General features: G+C 44.6%; 16 protein-coding genes and 1 tRNA gene. 11 read left to right on the plus strand and 6 right to left on the minus strand.

All coding sequences use genetic code 11. The annotated features are described in order from the left end of the window. The first annotated feature begins 11 nt into the window (after window positions 1-11). Window positions 12-1,820: a DUF3413 domain-containing protein gene (locus tag R7R78_RS07295; protein WP_005380721.1), complete on the plus strand. Its 1,809-nt coding sequence runs from the start codon at window positions 12-14 to the stop codon at window positions 1,818-1,820. A 154-nt stretch (window positions 1,821-1,974) separates the two neighbouring features. Beyond that, window positions 1,975-2,065: transfer RNA gene (locus tag R7R78_RS07300), tRNA-Ser, on the plus strand. Between the two features lie 194 nt (window positions 2,066-2,259). Here the strand turns inward: R7R78_RS07300 and R7R78_RS07305 are convergent. Further along, window positions 2,260-3,183, minus strand: coding sequence for a histone deacetylase (locus R7R78_RS07305; RefSeq protein ID WP_225473376.1), 924 nt, complete (start codon window positions 3,181-3,183; stop codon window positions 2,260-2,262). Window positions 3,184-3,454: 271 nt separating this feature from the next. Between R7R78_RS07305 and R7R78_RS07310 the strand changes: the two genes are divergently transcribed. After that, complete coding sequence (locus R7R78_RS07310; protein WP_017635826.1) at window positions 3,455-4,144, plus strand: SDR family oxidoreductase; 690 nt, start codon at window positions 3,455-3,457, stop codon at window positions 4,142-4,144. A gap of 183 nt (window positions 4,145-4,327) precedes the next feature. Then, complete coding sequence (locus R7R78_RS07315) at window positions 4,328-4,534, plus strand: hypothetical protein (protein ID WP_005380717.1); 207 nt, start codon at window positions 4,328-4,330, stop codon at window positions 4,532-4,534. A 44-nt stretch (window positions 4,535-4,578) separates the two neighbouring features. Here the strand turns inward: R7R78_RS07315 and R7R78_RS07320 are convergent, their stop codons facing one another. Beyond that, on the minus strand, window positions 4,579-6,546 hold the full coding sequence (locus tag R7R78_RS07320; protein WP_017821143.1) for a DNA topoisomerase III: 1,968 nt from the start codon (window positions 6,544-6,546) through the stop codon (window positions 4,579-4,581). A 103-nt stretch (window positions 6,547-6,649) separates the two neighbouring features. After that, window positions 6,650-7,198: an NAD(P)H nitroreductase gene (locus tag R7R78_RS07325; RefSeq protein ID WP_225473377.1), complete on the minus strand. Its 549-nt coding sequence runs from the start codon at window positions 7,196-7,198 to the stop codon at window positions 6,650-6,652. A gap of 173 nt (window positions 7,199-7,371) precedes the next feature. On the opposite strand from R7R78_RS07325, the gene R7R78_RS07330 reads away from it, so the two are divergent. Beyond that, window positions 7,372-8,688 carry an MFS transporter gene (locus R7R78_RS07330; protein WP_225473378.1) on the plus strand — a complete coding sequence of 439 codons (1,317 nt, stop codon included), beginning with the start codon at window positions 7,372-7,374 and terminating at the stop codon, window positions 8,686-8,688. Window positions 8,689-8,747: 59 nt separating this feature from the next. On the opposite strand, the gene R7R78_RS07335 is transcribed toward R7R78_RS07330, so the two are convergent. Further along, the gene (locus R7R78_RS07335) at window positions 8,748-10,760 is read right to left on the minus strand and encodes an NADPH-dependent 2,4-dienoyl-CoA reductase (RefSeq protein WP_005380708.1); all 2,013 of its coding nucleotides are present in this window, start codon (window positions 10,758-10,760) and stop codon (window positions 8,748-8,750) included. Window positions 10,761-10,984: 224 nt separating this feature from the next. Here R7R78_RS07335 and sppA point away from each other — a divergent pair, with 224 nt between their 5' ends. After that, a complete protein-coding gene (gene sppA / locus R7R78_RS07340) occupies window positions 10,985-12,835 on the plus strand; it encodes a signal peptide peptidase SppA (RefSeq protein ID WP_225473379.1) in 1,851 nt (616 codons plus the stop codon). A gap of 164 nt (window positions 12,836-12,999) precedes the next feature. Further along, a complete protein-coding gene (ansA, locus tag R7R78_RS07345; RefSeq protein WP_017635822.1) occupies window positions 13,000-14,013 on the plus strand; it encodes an asparaginase in 1,014 nt (337 codons plus the stop codon). Between the two features lie 95 nt (window positions 14,014-14,108). Here ansA and R7R78_RS07350 read toward each other — a convergent pair whose 3' ends face one another. After that, window positions 14,109-14,393: a YeaC family protein gene (locus R7R78_RS07350; RefSeq protein WP_005380700.1), complete on the minus strand. Its 285-nt coding sequence runs from the start codon at window positions 14,391-14,393 to the stop codon at window positions 14,109-14,111. Window positions 14,394-14,494: 101 nt separating this feature from the next. Between R7R78_RS07350 and R7R78_RS07355 the strand changes: the two genes are divergently transcribed. Continuing rightward, window positions 14,495-15,316, plus strand: a complete 822-nt coding sequence (locus tag R7R78_RS07355) for a DUF2989 domain-containing protein (RefSeq protein ID WP_005384926.1) — start codon at window positions 14,495-14,497, stop codon at window positions 15,314-15,316. Between the two features lie 117 nt (window positions 15,317-15,433). Here the strand turns inward: R7R78_RS07355 and msrB are convergent, their stop codons facing one another. Further along, entirely contained in the window at window positions 15,434-15,841 is a 408-nt protein-coding gene (msrB, locus tag R7R78_RS07360) for a peptide-methionine (R)-S-oxide reductase MsrB (protein WP_005380698.1), read from the minus strand. A gap of 337 nt (window positions 15,842-16,178) precedes the next feature. On the opposite strand from msrB, the gene gap reads away from it, so the two are divergent. From gap to R7R78_RS07375, 3 genes are all read left to right on the plus strand, one after another. Then, a complete protein-coding gene (gap, locus tag R7R78_RS07365) occupies window positions 16,179-17,174 on the plus strand; it encodes a type I glyceraldehyde-3-phosphate dehydrogenase (RefSeq protein ID WP_005380697.1) in 996 nt (331 codons plus the stop codon). Between the two features lie 155 nt (window positions 17,175-17,329). Beyond that, the gene (locus R7R78_RS07370; RefSeq protein WP_033907352.1) at window positions 17,330-18,214 is read left to right on the plus strand and encodes a D-hexose-6-phosphate mutarotase; all 885 of its coding nucleotides are present in this window, start codon (window positions 17,330-17,332) and stop codon (window positions 18,212-18,214) included. A 198-nt stretch (window positions 18,215-18,412) separates the two neighbouring features. Beyond that, window positions 18,413-20,449, plus strand: coding sequence for a methyl-accepting chemotaxis protein (locus R7R78_RS07375; RefSeq protein WP_225473380.1), 2,037 nt, complete (start codon window positions 18,413-18,415; stop codon window positions 20,447-20,449). Window positions 20,450-20,471: the final 22 nt, after the last annotated feature.

Raw genomic sequence — 20,471 nt, forward strand, 5'->3', positions numbered from 1 at the left:
AGAACACATACATGGTAGACAGCGGAAACTCATACGGCGAACGTGTATCTCGACTAGTTGGTTGGGGTCACTGGTTTGCATTCTTCAATATCGTTGCGTCGATGTTGATAGGCACACGCTACATTGTTCAGTCTCCTTGGCCCGAGACGTTACTTGGTCAGTTTTATCTGGCGGTTTCTTGGGTTGGTCACTTTGGCTTTCTAGTTTTCGCACTTTACTTGCTTGTTCTATTCCCGTTGACGTTTATCCTGCCATCGCGGAAGTTGTTCCGTTTGGTGGCAGTGATTTTCGCAACCGTTGGGCAAACCATATTATTAATTGATACCCAAGCGTATCAGTCGATCAATTTGCACTTAACTCCCGTTGTCTGGGAGTTACTATTCAGCGAAGACAAAAGTGCGCTCAGCACTGACCTACAACATTTATTTGTTGTGATGCCGCTGATCTTCCTTATTCAACTCGCACTATCCGAATGGGTATGGCGAAAACAGCGCAAACTATCTCATAAGCACGTAGGACGCCCTCTCGCGGCCGTCTTTTTCCTCAGCTTTATGACCAGCCATTTGGTTTACATTTGGGCAGATGCGTATTTTTACAACCCAATTACTAGCCAGCGTTCAAACTTCCCTTTGTCTTACCCGATGACGGCGAAGAGTTTTATGGAAAAACATGGTCTACTTGACCGTGAGGAATACCTAAAACGTTTGGCAGAAAACGAAGGCAACGTAGAGTTAGTCAACTACCCTCTTGAAAAGCTTGAGTTTAACCGCCGAGTTAATAAGCTCAATGTGTTGATGATCAGCATAAACAATTTACGAGCGGATGCGCTGAACCAAGAAGAGATGCCTAACCTCTATGAGTTTGCTGAAAACAATCAGAACTTCCGTAATCATTACAGCTCAAGTAATGATACATACGGGGCCTTTGGTTTGTTCTATGGCTTACCGACCAGTTATGCATCAAGCATCAAGGCGCAAGGTGCTTCCCCAGTATTGCTCGATGTACTGAAAGATCAGGGCTACAACTTTGGTTTATTCAGTGGCAGTGGGTTTGAAGATGATCTCTACTCAGAAATTATTTTCCGCGACTTGAACTTAGCGGAAGACCTAGATGGCACGCAAGCTCATACCGATAAACAATCTATCGCAAACTGGAATACATGGTTAGCAGAGAAAGCAAGTCAGCCATGGTTTAGTTACATCGAAGTCACCACCGTTGATAATTTTGAATCGATTCCTTCAAATAATGACGAAGAAATGCCTGCAAGTGAGCGATTCAAAAAAGCTTATGAATATGCAGTGAAGTCGGCGGATAGAACTATCGCAGGTATTATTGATGAACTAGAAACGACGGGACAACTGACAAACACCATCGTAATCATCACTTCTAATCACGGTAGTGAATTTAACGAAACCAACACGAACAGCTGGGGAGCAAACAGCAACTACAGCCGTTATCAATTACAAGTTCCGATGGTGATCCATTGGCCTGGAATGCTAGCTGGCGAATTTAATCACAGCACAAGTCACTTGGACCTCTCAGTTACACTGTTGCAAGATATGCTCGGCGTATCTTCCAACCCATATGATTACAGTAGTGGTCGCAACCTATTCGATGAAAGTCGTCGTCGCTGGATCTTGGCGGGCGATACTCGCGAGCTTGCCTTAATTACTAGCTCGCAAACCACAGTGATCGATAAGTTTGGCAACTACAAGCTGTATGACAAAAACTACAAACGACTTAGAGATGATGCACCGAAGTTGCCAGTTTTGATGCAAGGTTTAACTGAGTTACAGCGTTTTTATTCTAAAAACGATTAATACCTAGCAATCCATATACTATTCAAACTCCCCTTTTTGGGGAGTTTTTGTTTATTTAAACAACACAAACCACAAATTTGCGCAGTAAACATCCAATCAGTTCAACTAGGGGTTTACAACATTTTCAAAGCCTTATATTATGCGCCTCAACAACGGAGAGATGGCTGAGTGGTTGAAAGCACCGGTCTTGAAAACCGGCATACGTTAATAGCGTATCTAGGGTTCAAATCCCTATCTCTCCGCCACTTTTAGAAAAAGCCCGCTAAGAAATTAGCGGGCTTTTTCGCATCTCCAGACTTAAAAAGATTTGTACAAATCACTTACCACTTCTTGAACGCAACTAAGCACTCCGCCACACTCCGAAAGAACCCACAAAAAATTAATGCCCTTTTCGTTCGTTCCAGTGTTGAATCAATTTGATATTTACATCTAGTTGTATCTACTCATCAATAAAGACTTCTTTAGCGGCATTGATAAGCTGCAAATGGATTGGGACGAGGTCAGCATGATTCGTTCGATATCCACCTCCAACGACAGCTGCGACAGGGATACCTCGAGATTTCACTGTTTGCATTAAAAATCTATCACGTTCTAAAATCCCTTGAGTCGACACATCAAAATATCCAAGCTCATCGTCTTGATGTATATCGACACCAGCATCGTAGATAACTAAATCAGGGCGATGAAGATTAAGTGCCATATCGACCACTTCTTTAAACGCCATTAAAAAATCCTCATCACCTGTTCCTCGCACCAAAGGCACATCGAGGTCAGACTGAGGCTTCCTCGCTGGGAAGTTTTTATCACAGTGGAAAGAAAGCGTGATGATATCTGGCTCATCGTCACATAAAGTTGCTGTTCCATCCCCATGATGAACATCACTGTCAATGATCAATACTTTATCGACATGCTCAACTTCGAGTGCTTGCCTAGCCGCGATCACTAAGTCATTAAATAAACAAAAACCACTGCCAAACCCTTTGTGTGCGTGATGATACCCACCACTCAAATGAATGGCCACACCGTACTCAAGTGCCTTTTTTGCGGTCAGAGCCGTGCCCGCTGCTGAAGTTAGCGTTCTGGTAATGAGAGACTCACTCCAAGGAAAACCTATTCGGCGCATCTTCGCAGCTGGCATGTTTCCACTAACAAGTAGCTCGACGTATTCCTCGTCATGAACACGTTTTACTTCCCCAACAGTTAATGCTTCGGGCTGGAAAAACTGCGCGTGCTCTTTCCAGTTATCTTTCTCTATATGCACCAATACCGATTCATAGAGGTACTGGTATTTCATAATTGGGTAACGATGCCCCTCTGGCAACTCAAGTTGAGAATAAATCGGGTGGTAGATAAATGGCAGCATGAGAAATTCTTAATAACAATGGTAACGAAATAGTATCAACTTCAAGGGTTGAATAAAACGCAATTTAATTGATAATGATTTTCAATATCAATTAAATTTAATATACATATGAATTCTACTTTCTTTGCTATTCTCGGCGCACTGTTTGGCTCTCTTTGTGCTCTGTCCCTATTTTCATCTCTTGTTGTTGGTGCGTGGTGGTTGGTTGATTTTATGGTGCTTAGCTAACACAATGACTTTCAACTGAAATCAAAAAAACATAGGTGTTTGTATGAGTCAAACCGTCTTTATTACCGGAGCAAATCGCGGCATTGGCCTTAGCTTAACTGAGCTGTACCTGAAGCAAGGCCACCAAGTACATGCTACTAGCCGTTCCTTAGAGAACAGTTCAGAACTACAAACTCTAGCCTCACAATTCAGTAATCTGGTTTTGCACGAACTGGATGTCACTCACTACGAACAAGTCGCTAAGCTTGCCGATAAACTCCCTGCCATCGACTTACTCATCAATAATGCAGGATATTACGGCCCCAAGGGATATGGCTTTGGAAACACTGACGTAGAAGAATGGCGTAAAGCCTTCGAAGTAAACACCATTGCACCGTTAAAACTGGTTGAGCACTGTTACCCTCGCTTACAACAAGGCAAGATAAAAAAGATTGCTTGTATCTCATCAAAAGTGGGGAGCATGACCGAAAATACGTCCGGTGGCGGTTATATTTATCGCTCATCGAAAGCGGCGCTTAACTCGGTTGTGAAAAGCTTAAGTAATGATTTAACACCTGAAGGATTTACCGTTTTAGCGCTTCACCCTGGTTGGGTAAAAACGGCGATGGGTGGGCCAAATGCTTTGATAGATACGCAAACCTCCGCGCAAGGCCTAGCGAACGTGATAGAGCTGAGCACACCGCAGCTTTCAGGTCGATTTATTAACTACGATGGTACTGAGTTACCTTGGTAGCAGCATTAAGACACAACCATCACTAAACCAAATACCATCAAAGCCAGGCTTCATAATCGTGACTTGGTTGGCAAACATAATGTTCATCAGTGATCCACCAGCATAATTCACGCAATCTAACTTGAATTTATCTACATCCAATCCAGACTTAGGAAAAAGTAGAACAAATAAGGAGAAAGCACGATGGCAGCAGATAGGGATTTGGTTAATTTTAGCGAAGAGCACGAACTAAATTACTGCTTGAGAAGTGCTGGTAAACGCCAAACTCAAGCGAATCGAGATACATTAGTTGACTTGGGCAACCAGGTGAAAGAGGTACTGGACAAACGCGTGTTAACTCAAGGTGAAGTAAGAGGCGCGATCCAAAACCACGGTGACCTGTTCGAGTAATCTATTTTCAAGCATGCGCGGTGTTTAATTACACCGCGCTTGTCCTATGCCTGCTTACCTTTGGTTGCACGAGATTTAGTCGCGCCACCATTCTTTGAATAACTGCGCTTTTTACGTTTAAACGCAGGACGTTCCACCTTGGGTAGATGACGTAATGAATCAGGGATAGGGCCTGCTTTTACTTGTGCCATCAAGCTATCAATGCGTTGTTCCAGTGCTTGCATGAACGGCTGATATGCTTGATTTCTCTCTGCCATACCTTGTAACTGGTGCTCCCAATGAGCCGTCATATCAGGGTATGTTGAATCTTCTGGCAAGGCATGAATGAGACCTCTTCCCGCAGGAGAACTGAGAATTGACTTACCTTGACGCGTAAGCAGTTGGCGTTTGAACAGCGTGTCCAAAATACCAGCGCGAGTCGCTTCCGTGCCTAGCCCATCAGTGTCACGAAGGATTTTTTTCAGTTCTTTATCCGCAACATAACGGGCGATCCCGGTCATCGCTTGCAACAGCGATGCCTCGGTAAAATGCTTTGGTGGCTCGGTTTTTCGGTCTTTTATTTCCCCTTCACGACAAGTTAACACGGTGCCTTCGGGTAGCGGTGGCACGGCATCAATACCTTCATCTTCCTTGTCAGTTTTGCCCATTAGCGCTTTCCAACCCGGCGAAACTAACTGACGACCTTTCGCGACAAACGTACCACCAGCGATATCGAAAACCAATTTCGCTTCTGCGTAAACCGCCGCCGGATAGAACTGCATGAGGTACTGGCGCGCAATCAATTGATACACTTTCATCTCATTGCCGGAAAGCGCATTCACATTAGCTTGCTTCGGTGTAGGGATAATCGCATGGTGCGCATCCACTTTTTTATCGTTCCAGGCTTTGGACTTTAATGTTAAGTCTGCTCCCTGAACGGCAACTTGCAACTCTTTTGCGTTATTCGCAATAGCAGTTGTCACCGTCCCTGCTTGTGAGTAGTGTTCCATTGGTAAATAGCGACAATCTGAACGCGGGTAAGTGATCAGCTTGTGCTTTTCATACAATGCCTGACAAGTATCTAGTACTTGTTGCGCACTCATACCATAGCGCTTCGCGGCATCGATCTGTAAAGCAGATAACGAATAGGGTAATGGTGCTGATTGCTTGGTTTGCTTTTGTTCCGACTCTGTCACTTTTGCGGGTTGATTTGCAATACGGTTTGCAACATTTTCCACCAACTTACGGTTTAACACTCGACCTTCTTCGTCCTGCCAAGGCTTGCATGCCTCACTTGGCTTCCAACGAGCACGAATATCAAAAGTACCATTGGCATCTTGATATGGGATCAGAGCATGTAGGGTAAAATAGTCCTTCGGGACAAAGTTTTCGATTTCTTCATCACGACGCACCACTAAGCCAAGAACTGGCGTTTGCACTCGCCCTACCGAGAGAACACCTTGATACCCTGCTTTTTGACCAAGCAAGGTATAAGCACGAGACATGTTCATACCATACAGCCAATCAGCCCGAGAGCGGGCCAATGCTGAAACTGAAAGTGGGATAAACTCGCGATTACTGCGCATAGAACTGAGAGCACGTTTAACCGCAGGTAAGTTCAAGTCGGAAATCAGCAAACGCTGTGTGGATTCCTTCTTGGTTTTAGATAACTTGCAATAGTCGAGAACTTCATCAACTAACAGCTGACCCTCTCGATCTGGGTCTCCTGCATGAATGACTTCATTAGCTTCTTTGAGCAATTTACGAATCACGGTTAATTGCTTACTTGCACTTTTCCTCGGTCTGAGCTGCCATTGCTGCGGAACAATTGGTAAATCTGCCATATTCCACTTTTTATAACGCTCATCGTAAGCGTCGGGTTCGACTTGTTCGAGTAAGTGGCCGATACACCAAGTAACGATATCCCCGTTCCCACAGCGGATGAATCCTTGATCTTTCTTTTGAGGGTTTGGCAGTGCAGCGGCAATCGCACGGCCTAAACTTGGTTTTTCAGCAATAAACAGACGAGACATAACGTTTTGGAAATAAATATAATTAGGGCCACATTATCGAATGTAGCCCTAATAAATCAAGAAAAACTGTATAAATAAACAGTCAATTTATTTAAGTTTTCAGTTATAGGAATTCAACAAACTGAGAAAGGTCACGCTCAGGAACTTTCATCGGTGTACAACCAGGCGTGCCTAAGTACAAGAAACCAACAATCTCATCGTCACCCTCTAAACCAAATGCTTGATGAACTTCTGGATGGAACATCCACTTACCTGAGCGCCAAAACCCTTGAAAGCCTTGCGCTACGGCTGCCATTTGCATCGCTTGTACAGCGCATCCCGCAGATAAGTGTTGCTCTAGTGCTGGTACTTTCTCATGTTCTGTTACTTTAGCAATCACCGTGATCACCATTGGTGCGCGAAATGGGGCATTCTTTACCTTTTCGACCACCGCTTCATCACTATTTTCAGCTTCTGCCGCTTTTACCAATATATCTGACAGTTTTTTCAAACCATCGCCCTGTGCGATAACGAAACGCCAAGGGGTTAATCCCGCATGGTCAGGCGCACGAAGGCCAGCACGAATGATGTTCTCAAGTGCTTTACCTTCTGGAGCAGGCACGGATAACTTCGCGATAGATCGGCGATTGAGCAAAAGATCGAGAGCGTCCATGAAAGAATCCTTATTGAATATCGTTGTTATTTTGTTTACGCCACTTTAGCACAATCTGCTCCTGCGAATAACAACCGGTTTTCTGTGGGCTTGATAACGTGCTTCACTTAACATCAATCTGGGTTTAATGTTAATTTATTCGCGAAATGAATAAGTTGAACATAGGCAGGTTGATGAACAAGGACAAACAAAACAGCATTTACGAAAAGATCGTTAATGACGAAGATGCCCGTGCCTGTAAGGCGATTCCTGAATCAGCTTGTCATCAAGTTCCCGGCAACTTTCTTAAAATCATTCTCGCTCAGTTTTTAACGAAGGTCGGCGATGCGTTAATCAACCCTAAAGTCACGTTGCCGTGGATACTACAAAGTCTCGGGGCTCCGGTTTACTTAATTGGTTGGCTGGTTCCTATTCGTGAGTCAGGATCCCTTATCCCACAACTTAGCATCGCGCACTACATCCGACGCATTCCAGTAAGAAAATGGGGCTGGGTAATTGGCAGCATCTTGCAGGCTCTTTCCATATTTGCAATCGGATTGGTCGCATTAACTCTAACAGGAGCAGCTGCGGGTTATGGTGTGATTGCATGTCTTGTGATCTTCAGCCTCTCACGCGGTTTAAATTCCGTCGCATCAAAAGATGTATTGGGCAAAACCATCCCTAAAAACCAACGAGGTCAAGTCAACGGCTGGTCTTCAAGCGCTGCTGGCCTAGTTACGCTGCTTTTCGCTAGCCTTCTGGCACTAGCCTGGTTATGGGACGTAGAGCCGACAGAGCGCTTTTACGGTCTGAGTTTAGGCTTAGCGGGCGTCATATGGCTCATCGCGGCATTCGTCTATGCGCGAATTAATGAGTATGCCGGTGAGGTAGACGGTGGTCGAAATGGCGTCCTCGAAGCATTTAAACAACTCGCGTTACTTAAGACAGACGTGACCTTTCGTCGATTCGTTATCACGCGGACACTATTTTTATGTTCTGCGCTGAGTGCACCGTACTACGTTGTGCTGGCACAGCAATCTCTGGGTGGACAGCTCTGGGTGCTAGCTCTCTTTATGTTTGCGAGTGGCTTAGCCTCCTTTGTCTCAGGTCCTTTCTGGGGAAGAATGTCAGATCGCTCTAGCCGCAGTGTGATGGTCATAGGCGCAATGATGAGCGCGCTACTTGGTGTTGTGTTATTTGTTTACGATACATGGGTCACCGCTAGCCAAAGCTTCCTATTCGTGATTCCTCTGCTTTACTTTTGTGTTTGTATTGCCCACGACGGAATACGAGTCGGACGAAAAACCTATTTAGTTGATATCGCAGAAGGTGACAAACGGACGAGCTATGTAGCCGTGAGTAACACAGTGGTTGGGATAATGCTGCTTCTAATGAGCTCTCTTGGTGTTATGTCGAACTTCTTGAGCCTTTCAGCTGTGGTGTTAGTGTTCTCTTTTATTACTTTTGCTGGCGTGGTAATGGCCAAACAACTGCCAGATATCAGTGACTAGTTCTATACAAAAAAGCTGCGCTCAAAGCGCAGCTTTTATGGTAAACACACATTAAAAGGCTAGAGTTTTACCGCCAATTTAACACCTTGACGAATCGCACGCACAGCATCAAGTTCACCCGCATGGTCAGCTCCGCCAATGATATGAATCTTCTCTCCAAGTTCAGACCATTTATCTTCAAACGGACGTACAGACTCTTGCCCAGCACAAATGATAACTTTGTCTGCATTAAGAACCTGCGCGCTTCCGTCTACATGAATGTGCAAACCTTGATCATCAATTTTATCGTAAGACACGCCGCCGACTAAATGTACGCCCCGTTTTTCAAGGGTACGTTTATGGATCCAACCTGTCGTTTTACCCGGACCTTTACCTACACGACCTTTACGACGCTGAAGTACCCAGACTTCTTTATCGCTGACCGCATCAGGGTAAGGGTATAAACCGCCCGGCTGAGACATCTCCTTGTCGATTCCCCATTCATGCAACCAGTCATCCAACGTTTGTCCAACTGGCTCTGTGAGCATGGTCGCGACATCTACGCCAATGCCACCAGCACCTACGATAGCCACTTTCTCACCGACTGGCGTTTTGTCTCGAATGAGAGTTTGATAGTCGACGACTTTCTCTGGGTTATCAATTCCATCAATATTGACTTTACGTGGCTCAACACCCGATGCCATCACTATCTCATCATATTCTGTGAGTAAGTCATAGTTCGCTTCCGTCGATAAGTGCAGATTCACGCCTGTTTCATCAATACGGTTAGCGAAATATCGTATCGTCTCTCGAAACTCTTCCTTACCAGGGATCTGCATCGCAAGACGGAACTGACCACCGATGCGGTCGTTCTTTTCGAACAAATCAACCTTATGGCCACGTTCAGCCAGTGTGGTCGCACAAGCCAAGCCCGCAGGGCCAGCACCAACAACTGCAATGTTTTTCTTCTTAAAGGCTGGTTCAACAACAATTTCGGTTTCATAGCACGCTAGAGGGTTCACTAAGCAACTGGCGCGCTTACCTTTAAACACGTTATCTAGACACGCCTGATTACAACCAATACACGTATTAATAAGCTGCGCTTTTTCCTGTTCGGCTTTAGCAACAAAGTAAGGATCGGCCAAGAATGGGCGCGCCATCGAAACCATGTCGGCATGACCTGAAGATAAAATGCGTTCTGCTTCATCTGGCGTATTTATACGGTTGCAAGTGATAATAGGAACCGAAACGTGAGGTTTAACTTTTTCCGTAACCCATGTAAACGCACCACGTGGTACTTGAGTCGCAATGGTCGGAATTCGAGCCTCATGCCAACCGATACCCGTATTAATAATCGTGACGCCAGCCTCTTCAAGTGCTTTCGCCAATTCGATAACGTCTTCAAAAGTGCTGCCCTGCTCGACAAGATCCAGCATAGAAAGACGGAAGATGATGATGAACTTGTCACCCACCGCCTTGCGTACCGCTTTAACAATTTCTAGCGGAAAACGCATACGTTTTTTATAGCTGCCACCCCATTCGTCGTAACGCATATTAGTACGTTTACATAAGAATTGGTTTATCAAGTAACCTTCCGAGCCCATTAACTCGACGCCATCATAACCAGCAAGCTGTGCTAACTCCGCACTATTAGCAAACGCGTCGATGGTTTTCTTTATCTGGCGGTCGCTCATTTCACTCGGAGCAAACTTTGCAATTGGCGCTTTAATGCCAGATGCACTTTGCGAGAATGGATGCATTGCATAACGCCCAGCATGGAGAATTTGCAACGCAATTTTACCACCGTGCTTGTGCACCGCTTCTGTCACAACTTTATGGGCTTTAGCATGTTTTGGCTTGCTGAATTCAGCACTCAACGGGTGTAAACGACCGCGTAAGTTAGGAGAAAAACCTCCGGTTACAATCAGTCCGACACCGCCTTTCGCGCGTTCTTCATAAAAAGCAGCGAGCTTCTGTAATCCTTCTTTGTGCTCTTCTAAGCCCGTGTGCATTGATCCCATCAGAACTCGGTTTCGTAATTGTGTGAAACCGAGATCCAGTGGCTTTAATAGGTTTGGGTACATGGCAGACATCACTTAACATCCATTGTTATTATCATGGTCTGACCAGATTAAGCCTGCTCAACCAAAAAATCAAACAAGCGTTTACATTTTTGTAACACCGATCAATCTCGTGTGAAAATATGCCAATTGTTGAGTGGTCGTGATAAGCTAAAAAAATGTTATCTTTTGAGATCTTAGAGATAAGAACCCATACTTTGTTAGACTCGGCGTAACTATCTCGTTATGGAGACAAGATGAAAAAACTCTTCAAATTTATTGGTTTGATATTTAAAGGGATATGGAAAAGTATCACTTTCATCAGACTCGCACTGGCAAACCTAATTTTCTTGCTGATGATTGCCGTTTTCTACTTTGCCTTTACTTATACCGGAGACGGTCAACCTGTCGTCGAAAAAGAATCGGCATTGGTGATGAACCTTTCAGGCCCAATTGTCGAACAAAGACGTTATGTAAACCCAATGGACTCTTTTGCTGGTTCCCTTTTGGGTAATGAGTTACCGAAAGAAAACGTCCTTTTCGATATCGTTGATACCATTCGCTACGCGAAAGACGATCCTAAAGTGTCTGGATTAGTGCTAGCACTGCGAGACATGCCAGAAACAAATCTCACGAAACTACGTTACATCGCGAAAGCGTTGAACGAATTTAAAGCGTCAGGCAAACCCGTTTACGCCGTAGGTGATTTCTACAACCAAAGCCAATATTACTTGGCAAGTTACGCTGACAAAGTTTATCTGGCACCTGATGGTGGTGTATTGATTAAAGGTTACAGCGCTTACTCAATGTACTACAAAACGTTACTTGAAAAGCTTGACGTTTCTACTCATGTTTTTCGCGTAGGTACTTATAAATCCGCTATCGAACCTTTTATTCGTGATGACATGTCCGATGCGGCGAAAGAGTCAGCAACACGCTGGGTTACTCAATTGTGGAGTGCTTTTGTTGATGACGTAACAACAAACCGAAACATTGATGCGAAAGTGCTTAATCCAACCATGGATGAACTGATTAACGAGATGAAGTCTGTAAATGGCGATATTGCTCAGCTCGCAGTCAAATTGGGGCTAGTGGATGAACTTGCTACACGCCAAGACATTCGCACTCTATTCGCAAAACAGTTTGGTAGCGACGGCAAAGACAGCTACAACGCGATTGGTTACTACGACTACCTTGCAACGATTCGTCCCGATTACACACTACCTCAGCACGACATCGCCGTTGTTCTAGCAAGTGGCGCGATTATGGACGGTCAACAACCTCGCGGAACTGTTGGTGGTGACACAGTCGCAAGCTTGCTGCGTCAAGCACGCAATGATGAAAAAGTGAAAGCGGTCGTATTACGAGTAGATAGTCCAGGAGGCAGTGCCTTTGCTTCTGAAGTGATTCGTAACGAAGTAGAAGCTCTGAAGCAAGCAGGTAAGCCGGTTGTTGTATCCATGTCGAGTTTGGCCGCTTCTGGTGGTTATTGGATTTCAATGAGCGCAGACAAAATCGTTGCTCAGCCAACAACCCTGACGGGCTCCATTGGTATATTTAGTGTCATCACCACGTTTGAAAAAGGCTTTAGCAAGTTAGGTATTAATACTGATGGCGTTGGCACATCGCCGTTCTCAGGTGACGGTATTACCACTGGCCTTTCTGAGGGCGCGTCTCAAGTGTTCCAATTAGGTATCGAACACGGTTACAAGCGCTTTATTTCTCTAGTTGGCGAGAATCGCGATATGTCTCTAGAGGAAGTTGACAAAGTTGCTCAAGGTCGAGTTTGGACTGGCCAAGATGCACTATCCTTTGGTCTTGTCGATCAAATGGGTGACTTTGATGATGCTGTAGAGCTAGCGGCGAAACTAGCGAACGTAACCGATTACGGCATTTACTTGGTAGAAGAGCCTCTTTCACCTACTGAACTATTTCTACAAGAGTTTATGAAACAGGTGAAAGTCTCTCTAGGTATTGATGCAACAAGCTTGCTACCAAAAAGTCTTCAACCCGTAGCTCAACAATTCGAACAAGACGCAAGCTTGCTCCAAAGCTTCAACGATCCTAAAGGTCAATACGCATTTTGTTTGAACTGCCAAGTGCAGTAGTTTTTCCATCAATATTACAAAGGGCACTTCTACTTGAAGTGCCCTTTTTATTAGGCTTTGCATCTCCTCAGATGACTTTCTGATACTGTGCGTATAGCCTCGCATCTCAAGGTTATTTAGGTATATAATCCCCGCCTCTGTTCCCCTACACGAAAGAAAAAACGATGACTAGAAAACACATCTACATCGCTTACACCGGTGGTACCATCGGAATGCAAAAATCCGACCACGGCTATGTGCCTGTTGCTGGCTTTATGGAAAAGCAATTAGCAAGCATGCCCGAATTCCATCGTCCTGAAATGCCGGATTACACCATCCACGAATACGACCCTCTGATTGACTCATCAGATATGACACCTGCTGACTGGCAGCAGATTGCGAATGATATTCGTGACAACTATGACAAATACGATGGTTTCGTTATCCTACATGGTACTGACACCATGGCGTACACAGCGTCAGCATTGTCTTTCATGCTTGAAAACCTTGGTAAGCCAGTGATTGTAACGGGTTCACAAATCCCTCTCGCAGAGCTGCGTTCTGACGGCCAAGCAAACCTATTAAACGCGCTACATATTGCGGCAAACTACCCGATCAACGAAGTAACTTTGTTCTTCAATAATCAATTGATGCGTGGTAACCGCAGCACAAAATCTCATGCAGACGGTTTTAATGCCTTTACTTCACCAAACCTTCCTCCACTATTGGAAGCTGGGATCAATATTCAAGTTAGCAACAGCGTAACCGTTGGTGCACAACCAGAAGGTGAGTTTAAGGTTCACAACATCACGCCACAACCAATCGGTGTGATCACCATGTACCCTGGTATTTCACACGAAGTTATCCGCAACACGCTCCGTCAGCCCGTGAATGCGATGATTCTTCTGACTTTTGGTGTCGGTAATGCTCCTCAGAACCCTGAGCTGCTTGGTCACCTGAAAGAAGCCTCTGAGCGCGGCGTTATTGTCGTAAACCTAACTCAGTGTTTGGCAGGTAAAGTGAATATGGGCGGATATGCCACAGGTTGTGCTCTCGCAGACTCTGGTGTTATCAGTGGCTTTGACATGACGCCCGAAGCGGCGCTGGCAAAACTACACTACCTTCTAAGCCAAAACCTTTCTTACGAAGAAGTAAAAGAGAGAATGCAACAAGTACTGCGTGGTGAAATGAGCCTGTAAGTTCAAGCTTTCTACGATCTAAAAAGCCCAATACAATTTGGGCTTTTTTCTTTCAAAATCAAAATAATAAAATTTTGAGAAATAAGGCGTAAGGATTAATCAATGTTCGGATTAACACGAACAATATCGCTCTCTTCTCCGCTGAATTGTTTTTTAAGCTCTTGTTTTGATTTAAAACTGATTTCACCACCGGCTGCAACCGTCATATGCTGCGCATCAGTATTATGTTTTGATTGATACAACATCACAGCTTGCATACACGAATCTCGCTGCTCTTTAGAAAGTGTTGTACCCTCAGGCCATCTTCCCGTTTCTACTGCATAGACTAAGCGATCATAAACTTCTGGAGTCATCGCTTGTAATAGTTGTTCTGCGTCCATAGTGTACCTTCTTATTACATTCTATTTACAGAACATAACGGGTTAAGAAACTGAGTCAAGAATACGAAAATGAATTGGTGTAACGGATCACAAGCAAAGCCATGAAAAGAACAAACTGGTTACTTCTCAGCCTCGCATGTTTTGTGCTGTCGGGCTGTTTTGAAGGTAACGTGACAACCGAAGAGTTGTGCCAAAAAACACCAGAGCTGCGTTGCGAGCAGCTCAATATGGATGACGGCCAATGTCGAATTCCAAGAACAAATTTGGTTTGGCATCGGTTTGAGCAATTGAAAAACCCATCAGAGGCCAACCAAATCATCGAATACGGTCTGGTAGCTGAATATAGGAAATGCTTAGAACTCGCCTCCCAGATCACCCCTATTGATCAAAGTGCTCTCAAAAGACAACGCTTTAATGCATTGGTACACAGTATTGATGAGCTAGAGCGCATCGTAAACGAGTTAAAAGGCTCAGAAGACCCGGCTACTTTGTATTTCTTATGGTCTCAAACGGGAGATACTCAAGCTCGGCGCGCATTTTTACAAATGGAAGGGTCTCCCCAATTAAATAATGCTGAGATGCAATATGCATTAGCCACTTTTTATACCAACCGAGATACCAAGAAAACCCTGGAGCTTCTTAATAACGCGTTGTCTTTATCTGATGAAGACAACATCAATCCGGTCATTCTCAAGTCAATGGCAAGTATTCATCAGGGGCTTGGAGACAAAGAGCAAGCGTATCTATGGGCAATGGTCGCGAAGAGATTCGACGTACCGCTTGCTGATGAAAAGCAGCTCCAACGTATGTTCAATTTCAGTCATCCAGAGCGATATAAGCAGTTGGATGAATTAGCCGAATCGGTGGCGAAAGCCATAGAGAAAGGTATCTATTCCCCAGCAATGATACCCAGTGAGATATAAACGAAAAACTCCCGCAATGAGCGGGAGTTTTTATTTAAGTCGAGCGACACTCAGATCACTGTTGAGCATGAATCATCCTGAAAGGATAAAACAATCTCGAGCACAATTTTGTCGTTATTATTCTGATTTGTTGAAAATTAACGACACAGAATTAACACAAAAACGCTCTCCTGTGGTCTGTGGGCCATCTTCAAAAACGTGCCCTAGATGGCTATCACACGTTGCACAACGAATCTCTGTACGTACCATTCCGTGACTTAGATCTTCTAAATAACGCACCGCTTGGTCGTTGATAGGCGCATCAAAACTTGGCCATCCGCAGCCAGAGTCATACTTGTTATCAGAGACAAAGAGAGGGGCATTACAACAAGTACAAGCATAAACACCAGTTTCCTTATTATGCAGTAGCTTACCGCTGAAAGGAGGCTCTGTACCTTGCTCTCGGCAAACACGGAACTCTTCATCAGACAGTTGCTCACGCCACTGTTCATCTGACTTCGTCACTTTTTTCCCGCTTTGTTCCACGACTTTCGGCTCCTTATTTACTGTTCTTGGTATTGACTTTTTTAGCAAAAAACTTGCTTCTCTTAACAGTTGTAGCACATACTTTCTCACCAGGACACCATGCGTAATTAATTTGATAAGAGCACTTATCTCACCAGTTATATTACGCCAACTGGGCTACAGAAGAATCAGTGAAAAGTTTAAAAAACGTACATTTGCAAAGAATTGTTAAAAAAAGCGTCGCTTTTTTTTGACTTTAAACAAGTTAAGTCCGATTATCACTTGCAGATGTTTACTGGATTCTGTAATTTTACTACCAGTTATCTTTAATCAGAAATTAAGTTGTGGAGCAACTATAATGACTATCAAAGTAGGTATTAACGGTTTTGGCCGTATCGGTCGTTTCGTATTCCGTGCAGCGCAAGAGCGCAACGACATCGAAGTAGTAGGTATTAACGACCTTATCGATGTAGATTACATGGCATACATGCTTAAGTATGACTCAACTCACGGCCGTTTCAACGGTACTGTTGAAGTTGAAGGCGGTAACCTAATCGTTAACGGTAAAACTGTACGTGTTACTGCAGAGCGCAACCCTGAAGACCTAAAATGGGACGAAATCGGTGTTGACGTTGTAGCTGAAGCAACTGGTCTTTTCCTAACTGACGAGACTGCACGTAAGCACATCACTGCTGGCGCGAAAAAAGTTGTACTAACTGGTCCTTCTAAAGACGCTACTCCAATGTTCGTTAACGGCGTAAACTTCGACACTTACGCTGGTCAAGACATCGTTTCTAACGCTTCTTGTACTACTAACTGTCTAGCGCCTATCGCTAAAGTTCTTAACGACAAGTTCGGTATCGAATCTGGTCTTATGACTACAGTTCACGCAACTACAGCAACTCAAAAAACTGTAGATGGTCCTTCTGCTAAAGACTGGCGCGGTGGTCGTGGTGCTTCTCAAAACATCATCCCATCTTCAACTGGTGCCGCTAAAGCTGTAGGCGTTGTACTTCCAGAAGTAAACGGCAAACTAACAGGTATGGCTTTCCGCGTACCAACTGCTAACGTTTCTGTAGTTGACCTAACTGTTAACCTAGTTAACGGTGCTTCTTACGAAGACATCTGTAAAGCGATGAAAGAAGCTTCTGAAGGCGAACTAAAAGGCGTTCTAGGCTACACTGAAGATGCAGTTGTATCTCAAGACTTCATCGGCGAAGTTTGCACTTCAGTATTCGATGCTAAAGCTGGTATCGCGCTAACTGACAAATTCGTTAAAGTTGTATCTTGGTACGACAACGAAATCGGTTACTCAAACAAAGTTCTAGACCTAATCGCTCACATCTCTAAGTAATTAGAAAGTTAGCAATTAGCGAATAACTTCGTTAAAGAAAAGGCGGCTCTAGAGTCGCCTTTTTTGTATCTGGAATTTGAGAGAATGCAGGCTCGATGTTGCATTTAATGTGCGAAGCGCGTCTAAAAGCTCTCCCCAGCGATAGGAAACTACACATGGATTTAAAAACTCTCCCAGCCCTAACGGTGCTATCTGATAACGTCACTATCGTTGAAGTTGATCAGATAAAAATCGTCCGCGTGATTCATGACAAAGCAACGGCAGGCATCTCGCTACACGGTGGTCATGTCGTGTCGTTCACGCCTGAAGGTCAAGAAGATCTGATCTGGATGAGCGAAAAAGCTGTCTTCGATGGTAAAGCTGCTCTTCGCGGTGGTATTCCGGTTTGTTGGCCTTGGTTTGGGCGTATTGCTGCTCCAGCTCACGGCTTTGCCCGCACCGCAGAATGGGAGTTGGTTGAACATCGTGAGAACCATAACGGTGTGATTGTTGAACTTGCTCTGTTCCCGACAGAAGAAATCCACGATATTTGGCCCCATATGTTTGACGCTCGTTTGGTGATTGAAGTGGGCGATGAGCTAAAAGTGACGCTCAAAGTCATGAACATTGATGACGAGGCTTGGACCTTCTCTGGCGCATTACATACTTACCTAAACGTTGGAGACATTAAGCAAGCACAAACGACAGGCATGGGTGCCGAGTACATTGATAGCTTGAAAGCTGATGCGGTATGCCAAGGTGGTAATGTTCTACAACTAACTGACACCATTGATCGCGTTTACACGCAACCAGAAGCGAAAATTTTGGTAAAAGACCCGGTATTGGATCGTACGCTAAGCGTACACAACCAAGGCCACAACTCAGCAGTATTATGGAACCCTTGGGCAGAAGGTGCGCAAAGCATGGGTGACATGGCTGACGATGGTTATCAAACCATGTTGTGTGTGGAGTCTGCTGTTCATGCACCAAGTATTGAGCAAGGTCAAACGCTCCAACCAGGTGAGACACATGAACTTGTCACTGTCATTTCAGCGCAGTAAGAATCACCATGTAAAGGCCGGGGATACCCGGCTTTTTTTGTAATAATAGCTCTGCTTAGATGGTCCTATCTTTACTAACTTATTGGTTACTGGTCACTTTTGACGGTTTCATTAATAAATATCAAAAAAATTGATCATATAAACCGATAGCATACCGATACAAAACTCATAAATAATAAAAATATCAGGAATTAGTCTATGTTAGAGAGATACCGAAATCAAAGTGTCGGATTCCAGTTGAAACTGGTGATTACTTTGTGTCTATTCATTGCTTTCAGCAGTATTGCAGCGCTTGTTTACCGCAACGCTTCCGATGTTCTATTGGAAAGCACACTGAAAGAACACCAATCTAAAGTAGAATCAATGGCAAAAACCATTGCTGGCCAATTCGATGCTTACCTGCACACCGCTAAAGTCCTCGAATCTACTTTTCGCAATGGCTACCTTGCCGGTGTCTATGTCGAAAATTACACGGTTGACTTCATGGGACATGAAGTACCAAACATCACTCAATACAGTGAAAGCTTAATTAATGACACCAAGTTGGTCGACAGTTTCACACGTGATACCGGCGCTATAGCAACGCTATTCGCACCGTTGGGTGACGACTTTATTCGGGTGTCCACCTCCCTAAAAGATCCACAAGGTCAACGAGCGATCGGAACCACGCTAGGCATCAACCATCCTGGTTATCAGCAACTTAAAGCAGGACAACCGTATTACGCTCAAATTAAATTGTATGGCGAGCGCTACATTACCTACTATGCCCCAATCAAAGATGCGACAGGAAAGGTAGTAGGCCTATCGTTTATTGGCTTACCAGTAGACCAAGCGACACAAACCTTATTCGATGCACTCGAAGAGATAAAATGGGGCGACACTGGTTACACCATTATCGTTGATAACGACGACAACAATCTTGGTAAATACCTACTTCATCCGGCAAAAAGCGGCTCAGATTCGTCAATACTAGAAGTCGCCGACTACAATGGTCACAAGCCTTTTGGCCAGATTTTCGAACAATCTAGTGGATTAATTCGCTACCCTTTCGAGTACCAAGGTAACGTAGGCGAAAAGTATCTTGTCTACACAGAGGTTCCAGGTTGGAACTGGAAACTGCTAGGTGGTACGTTTATCAAAGAAGTAACAAAAGGTAGCGACACGCTTCTCACACTCATTGCCATCATTTCTTCGGTAGCGGCAATCATTACTTTTGTTGTACTGACGCTTTTCTTGAATCGCAGCTTACAACCTCTCACGACTCTAAACTCATACATGACTCGCTTAGCTGGCGGCGAAGTCAGCTTGAGCATCCCAGCGTCTCGTAAAGCATCAAAGAATGAAATTACGAACCTGAGCTCGGGTGTCGCCAGTATGGCAAGTCAGCTCAATGAACTTGTTGGTAAGATCCGTTCAACAAGCGACTTAGTGGAGAGCAACTCCACCAGCGTTGCCAACGATGCACATAGCAATTTGACCCAAGCCGACCGACAACAACAAGAAGTCGAGCAAGTTGTGACAGCGATTGAAGAAATGGCCTCTTCCGCTCAATCTGTCGCACAACAAGTCGAAAGCATTGCGGAAAACGTACGCTCAGCAAATACCGATAGCCAGTCTGGTCTCGCGATTGTTGAAGGCGTATGTATCGACGTTGCTCAACTTAACGATCAATTGGATCAATCAGCAACGGCTATCGAGCAAGTAAATCGCGATAGCGAGAGTATTCAAACCGTCACGAAAATGATTGATGAAATTGCTGAGCAAACCAATTTACTTGCCTTGAATGCCGCCATTGAAGCAGCACGAGCAGGTGAACAAGGTCGTGGCTTCGCAGTTGTAGCAGATGAAGTGCGCACACTTGCGCACCGAACCCAAAGCTCAGTTCAGGATGTCGTGGAAATTATCGAGAAACTAAAAGGGTCGACTCATAATGCAGTTAATATGATGACAGACAGCCAACGCAGTGCAAACCAGGTCTTGGACAAAGCACAAGACGCGGGCACAGCATTAGAAGCCATCGCAGTACAAGTGCAGTCGATAGCCTCTCAAGCCGACGCCATTGCAGCGACTTCAGAAGAACAAGCTCAAGTTTCACAAGAAATTGCAGCAAATGCCCATTCTATCAGTGAACTTAACCGAGAAAGCCGCAACACGAGCGCAAAAACCTCGCAAAGTGCCATTGAACTTCAACAACAAGCACGAAACTTGAAAGAGCAAGTCGACTTCTTCCACTAATACTTAATAAGAGCCGACCCAG

The sequence above is a fragment of the Vibrio sp. 2134-1 genome, from assembly GCF_033339495.1.

What these genes read in the sequence shown, in the direction of transcription:
- sppA (WP_225473379.1), top strand. Translation starts at nt 10,985, where the DNA reads ATGAAAAAACTCTTCAAATTTATTGGTTTGATATTTAAAGGGATATGG.
- R7R78_RS07325 (WP_225473377.1), bottom strand. Translation starts at nt 7,198, where the DNA reads ATGGACGCTCTCGATCTTTTGCTCAATCGCCGATCTATCGCGAAGTTA.
- R7R78_RS07350 (WP_005380700.1), bottom strand. Translation starts at nt 14,393, where the DNA reads ATGGACGCAGAACAACTATTACAAGCGATGACTCCAGAAGTTTATGAT.
- gap (WP_005380697.1), top strand. Translation starts at nt 16,179, where the DNA reads ATGACTATCAAAGTAGGTATTAACGGTTTTGGCCGTATCGGTCGTTTC.
- R7R78_RS07370 (WP_033907352.1), top strand. Translation starts at nt 17,330, where the DNA reads ATGGATTTAAAAACTCTCCCAGCCCTAACGGTGCTATCTGATAACGTC.
- R7R78_RS07320 (WP_017821143.1), bottom strand. Translation starts at nt 6,546, where the DNA reads ATGTCTCGTCTGTTTATTGCTGAAAAACCAAGTTTAGGCCGTGCGATT.
- R7R78_RS07355 (WP_005384926.1), top strand. Translation starts at nt 14,495, where the DNA reads ATGAAAAGAACAAACTGGTTACTTCTCAGCCTCGCATGTTTTGTGCTG.
- R7R78_RS07305 (WP_225473376.1), bottom strand. Translation starts at nt 3,183, where the DNA reads ATGCTGCCATTTATCTACCACCCGATTTATTCTCAACTTGAGTTGCCA.
- R7R78_RS07295 (WP_005380721.1), top strand. Translation starts at nt 12, where the DNA reads ATGGTAGACAGCGGAAACTCATACGGCGAACGTGTATCTCGACTAGTT.
- ansA (WP_017635822.1), top strand. Translation starts at nt 13,000, where the DNA reads ATGACTAGAAAACACATCTACATCGCTTACACCGGTGGTACCATCGGA.
- R7R78_RS07310 (WP_017635826.1), top strand. Translation starts at nt 3,455, where the DNA reads ATGAGTCAAACCGTCTTTATTACCGGAGCAAATCGCGGCATTGGCCTT.
- R7R78_RS07330 (WP_225473378.1), top strand. Translation starts at nt 7,372, where the DNA reads ATGAACAAGGACAAACAAAACAGCATTTACGAAAAGATCGTTAATGAC.
- R7R78_RS07335 (WP_005380708.1), bottom strand. Translation starts at nt 10,760, where the DNA reads ATGTCTGCCATGTACCCAAACCTATTAAAGCCACTGGATCTCGGTTTC.
- R7R78_RS07375 (WP_225473380.1), top strand. Translation starts at nt 18,413, where the DNA reads ATGTTAGAGAGATACCGAAATCAAAGTGTCGGATTCCAGTTGAAACTG.
- R7R78_RS07315 (WP_005380717.1), top strand. Translation starts at nt 4,328, where the DNA reads ATGGCAGCAGATAGGGATTTGGTTAATTTTAGCGAAGAGCACGAACTA.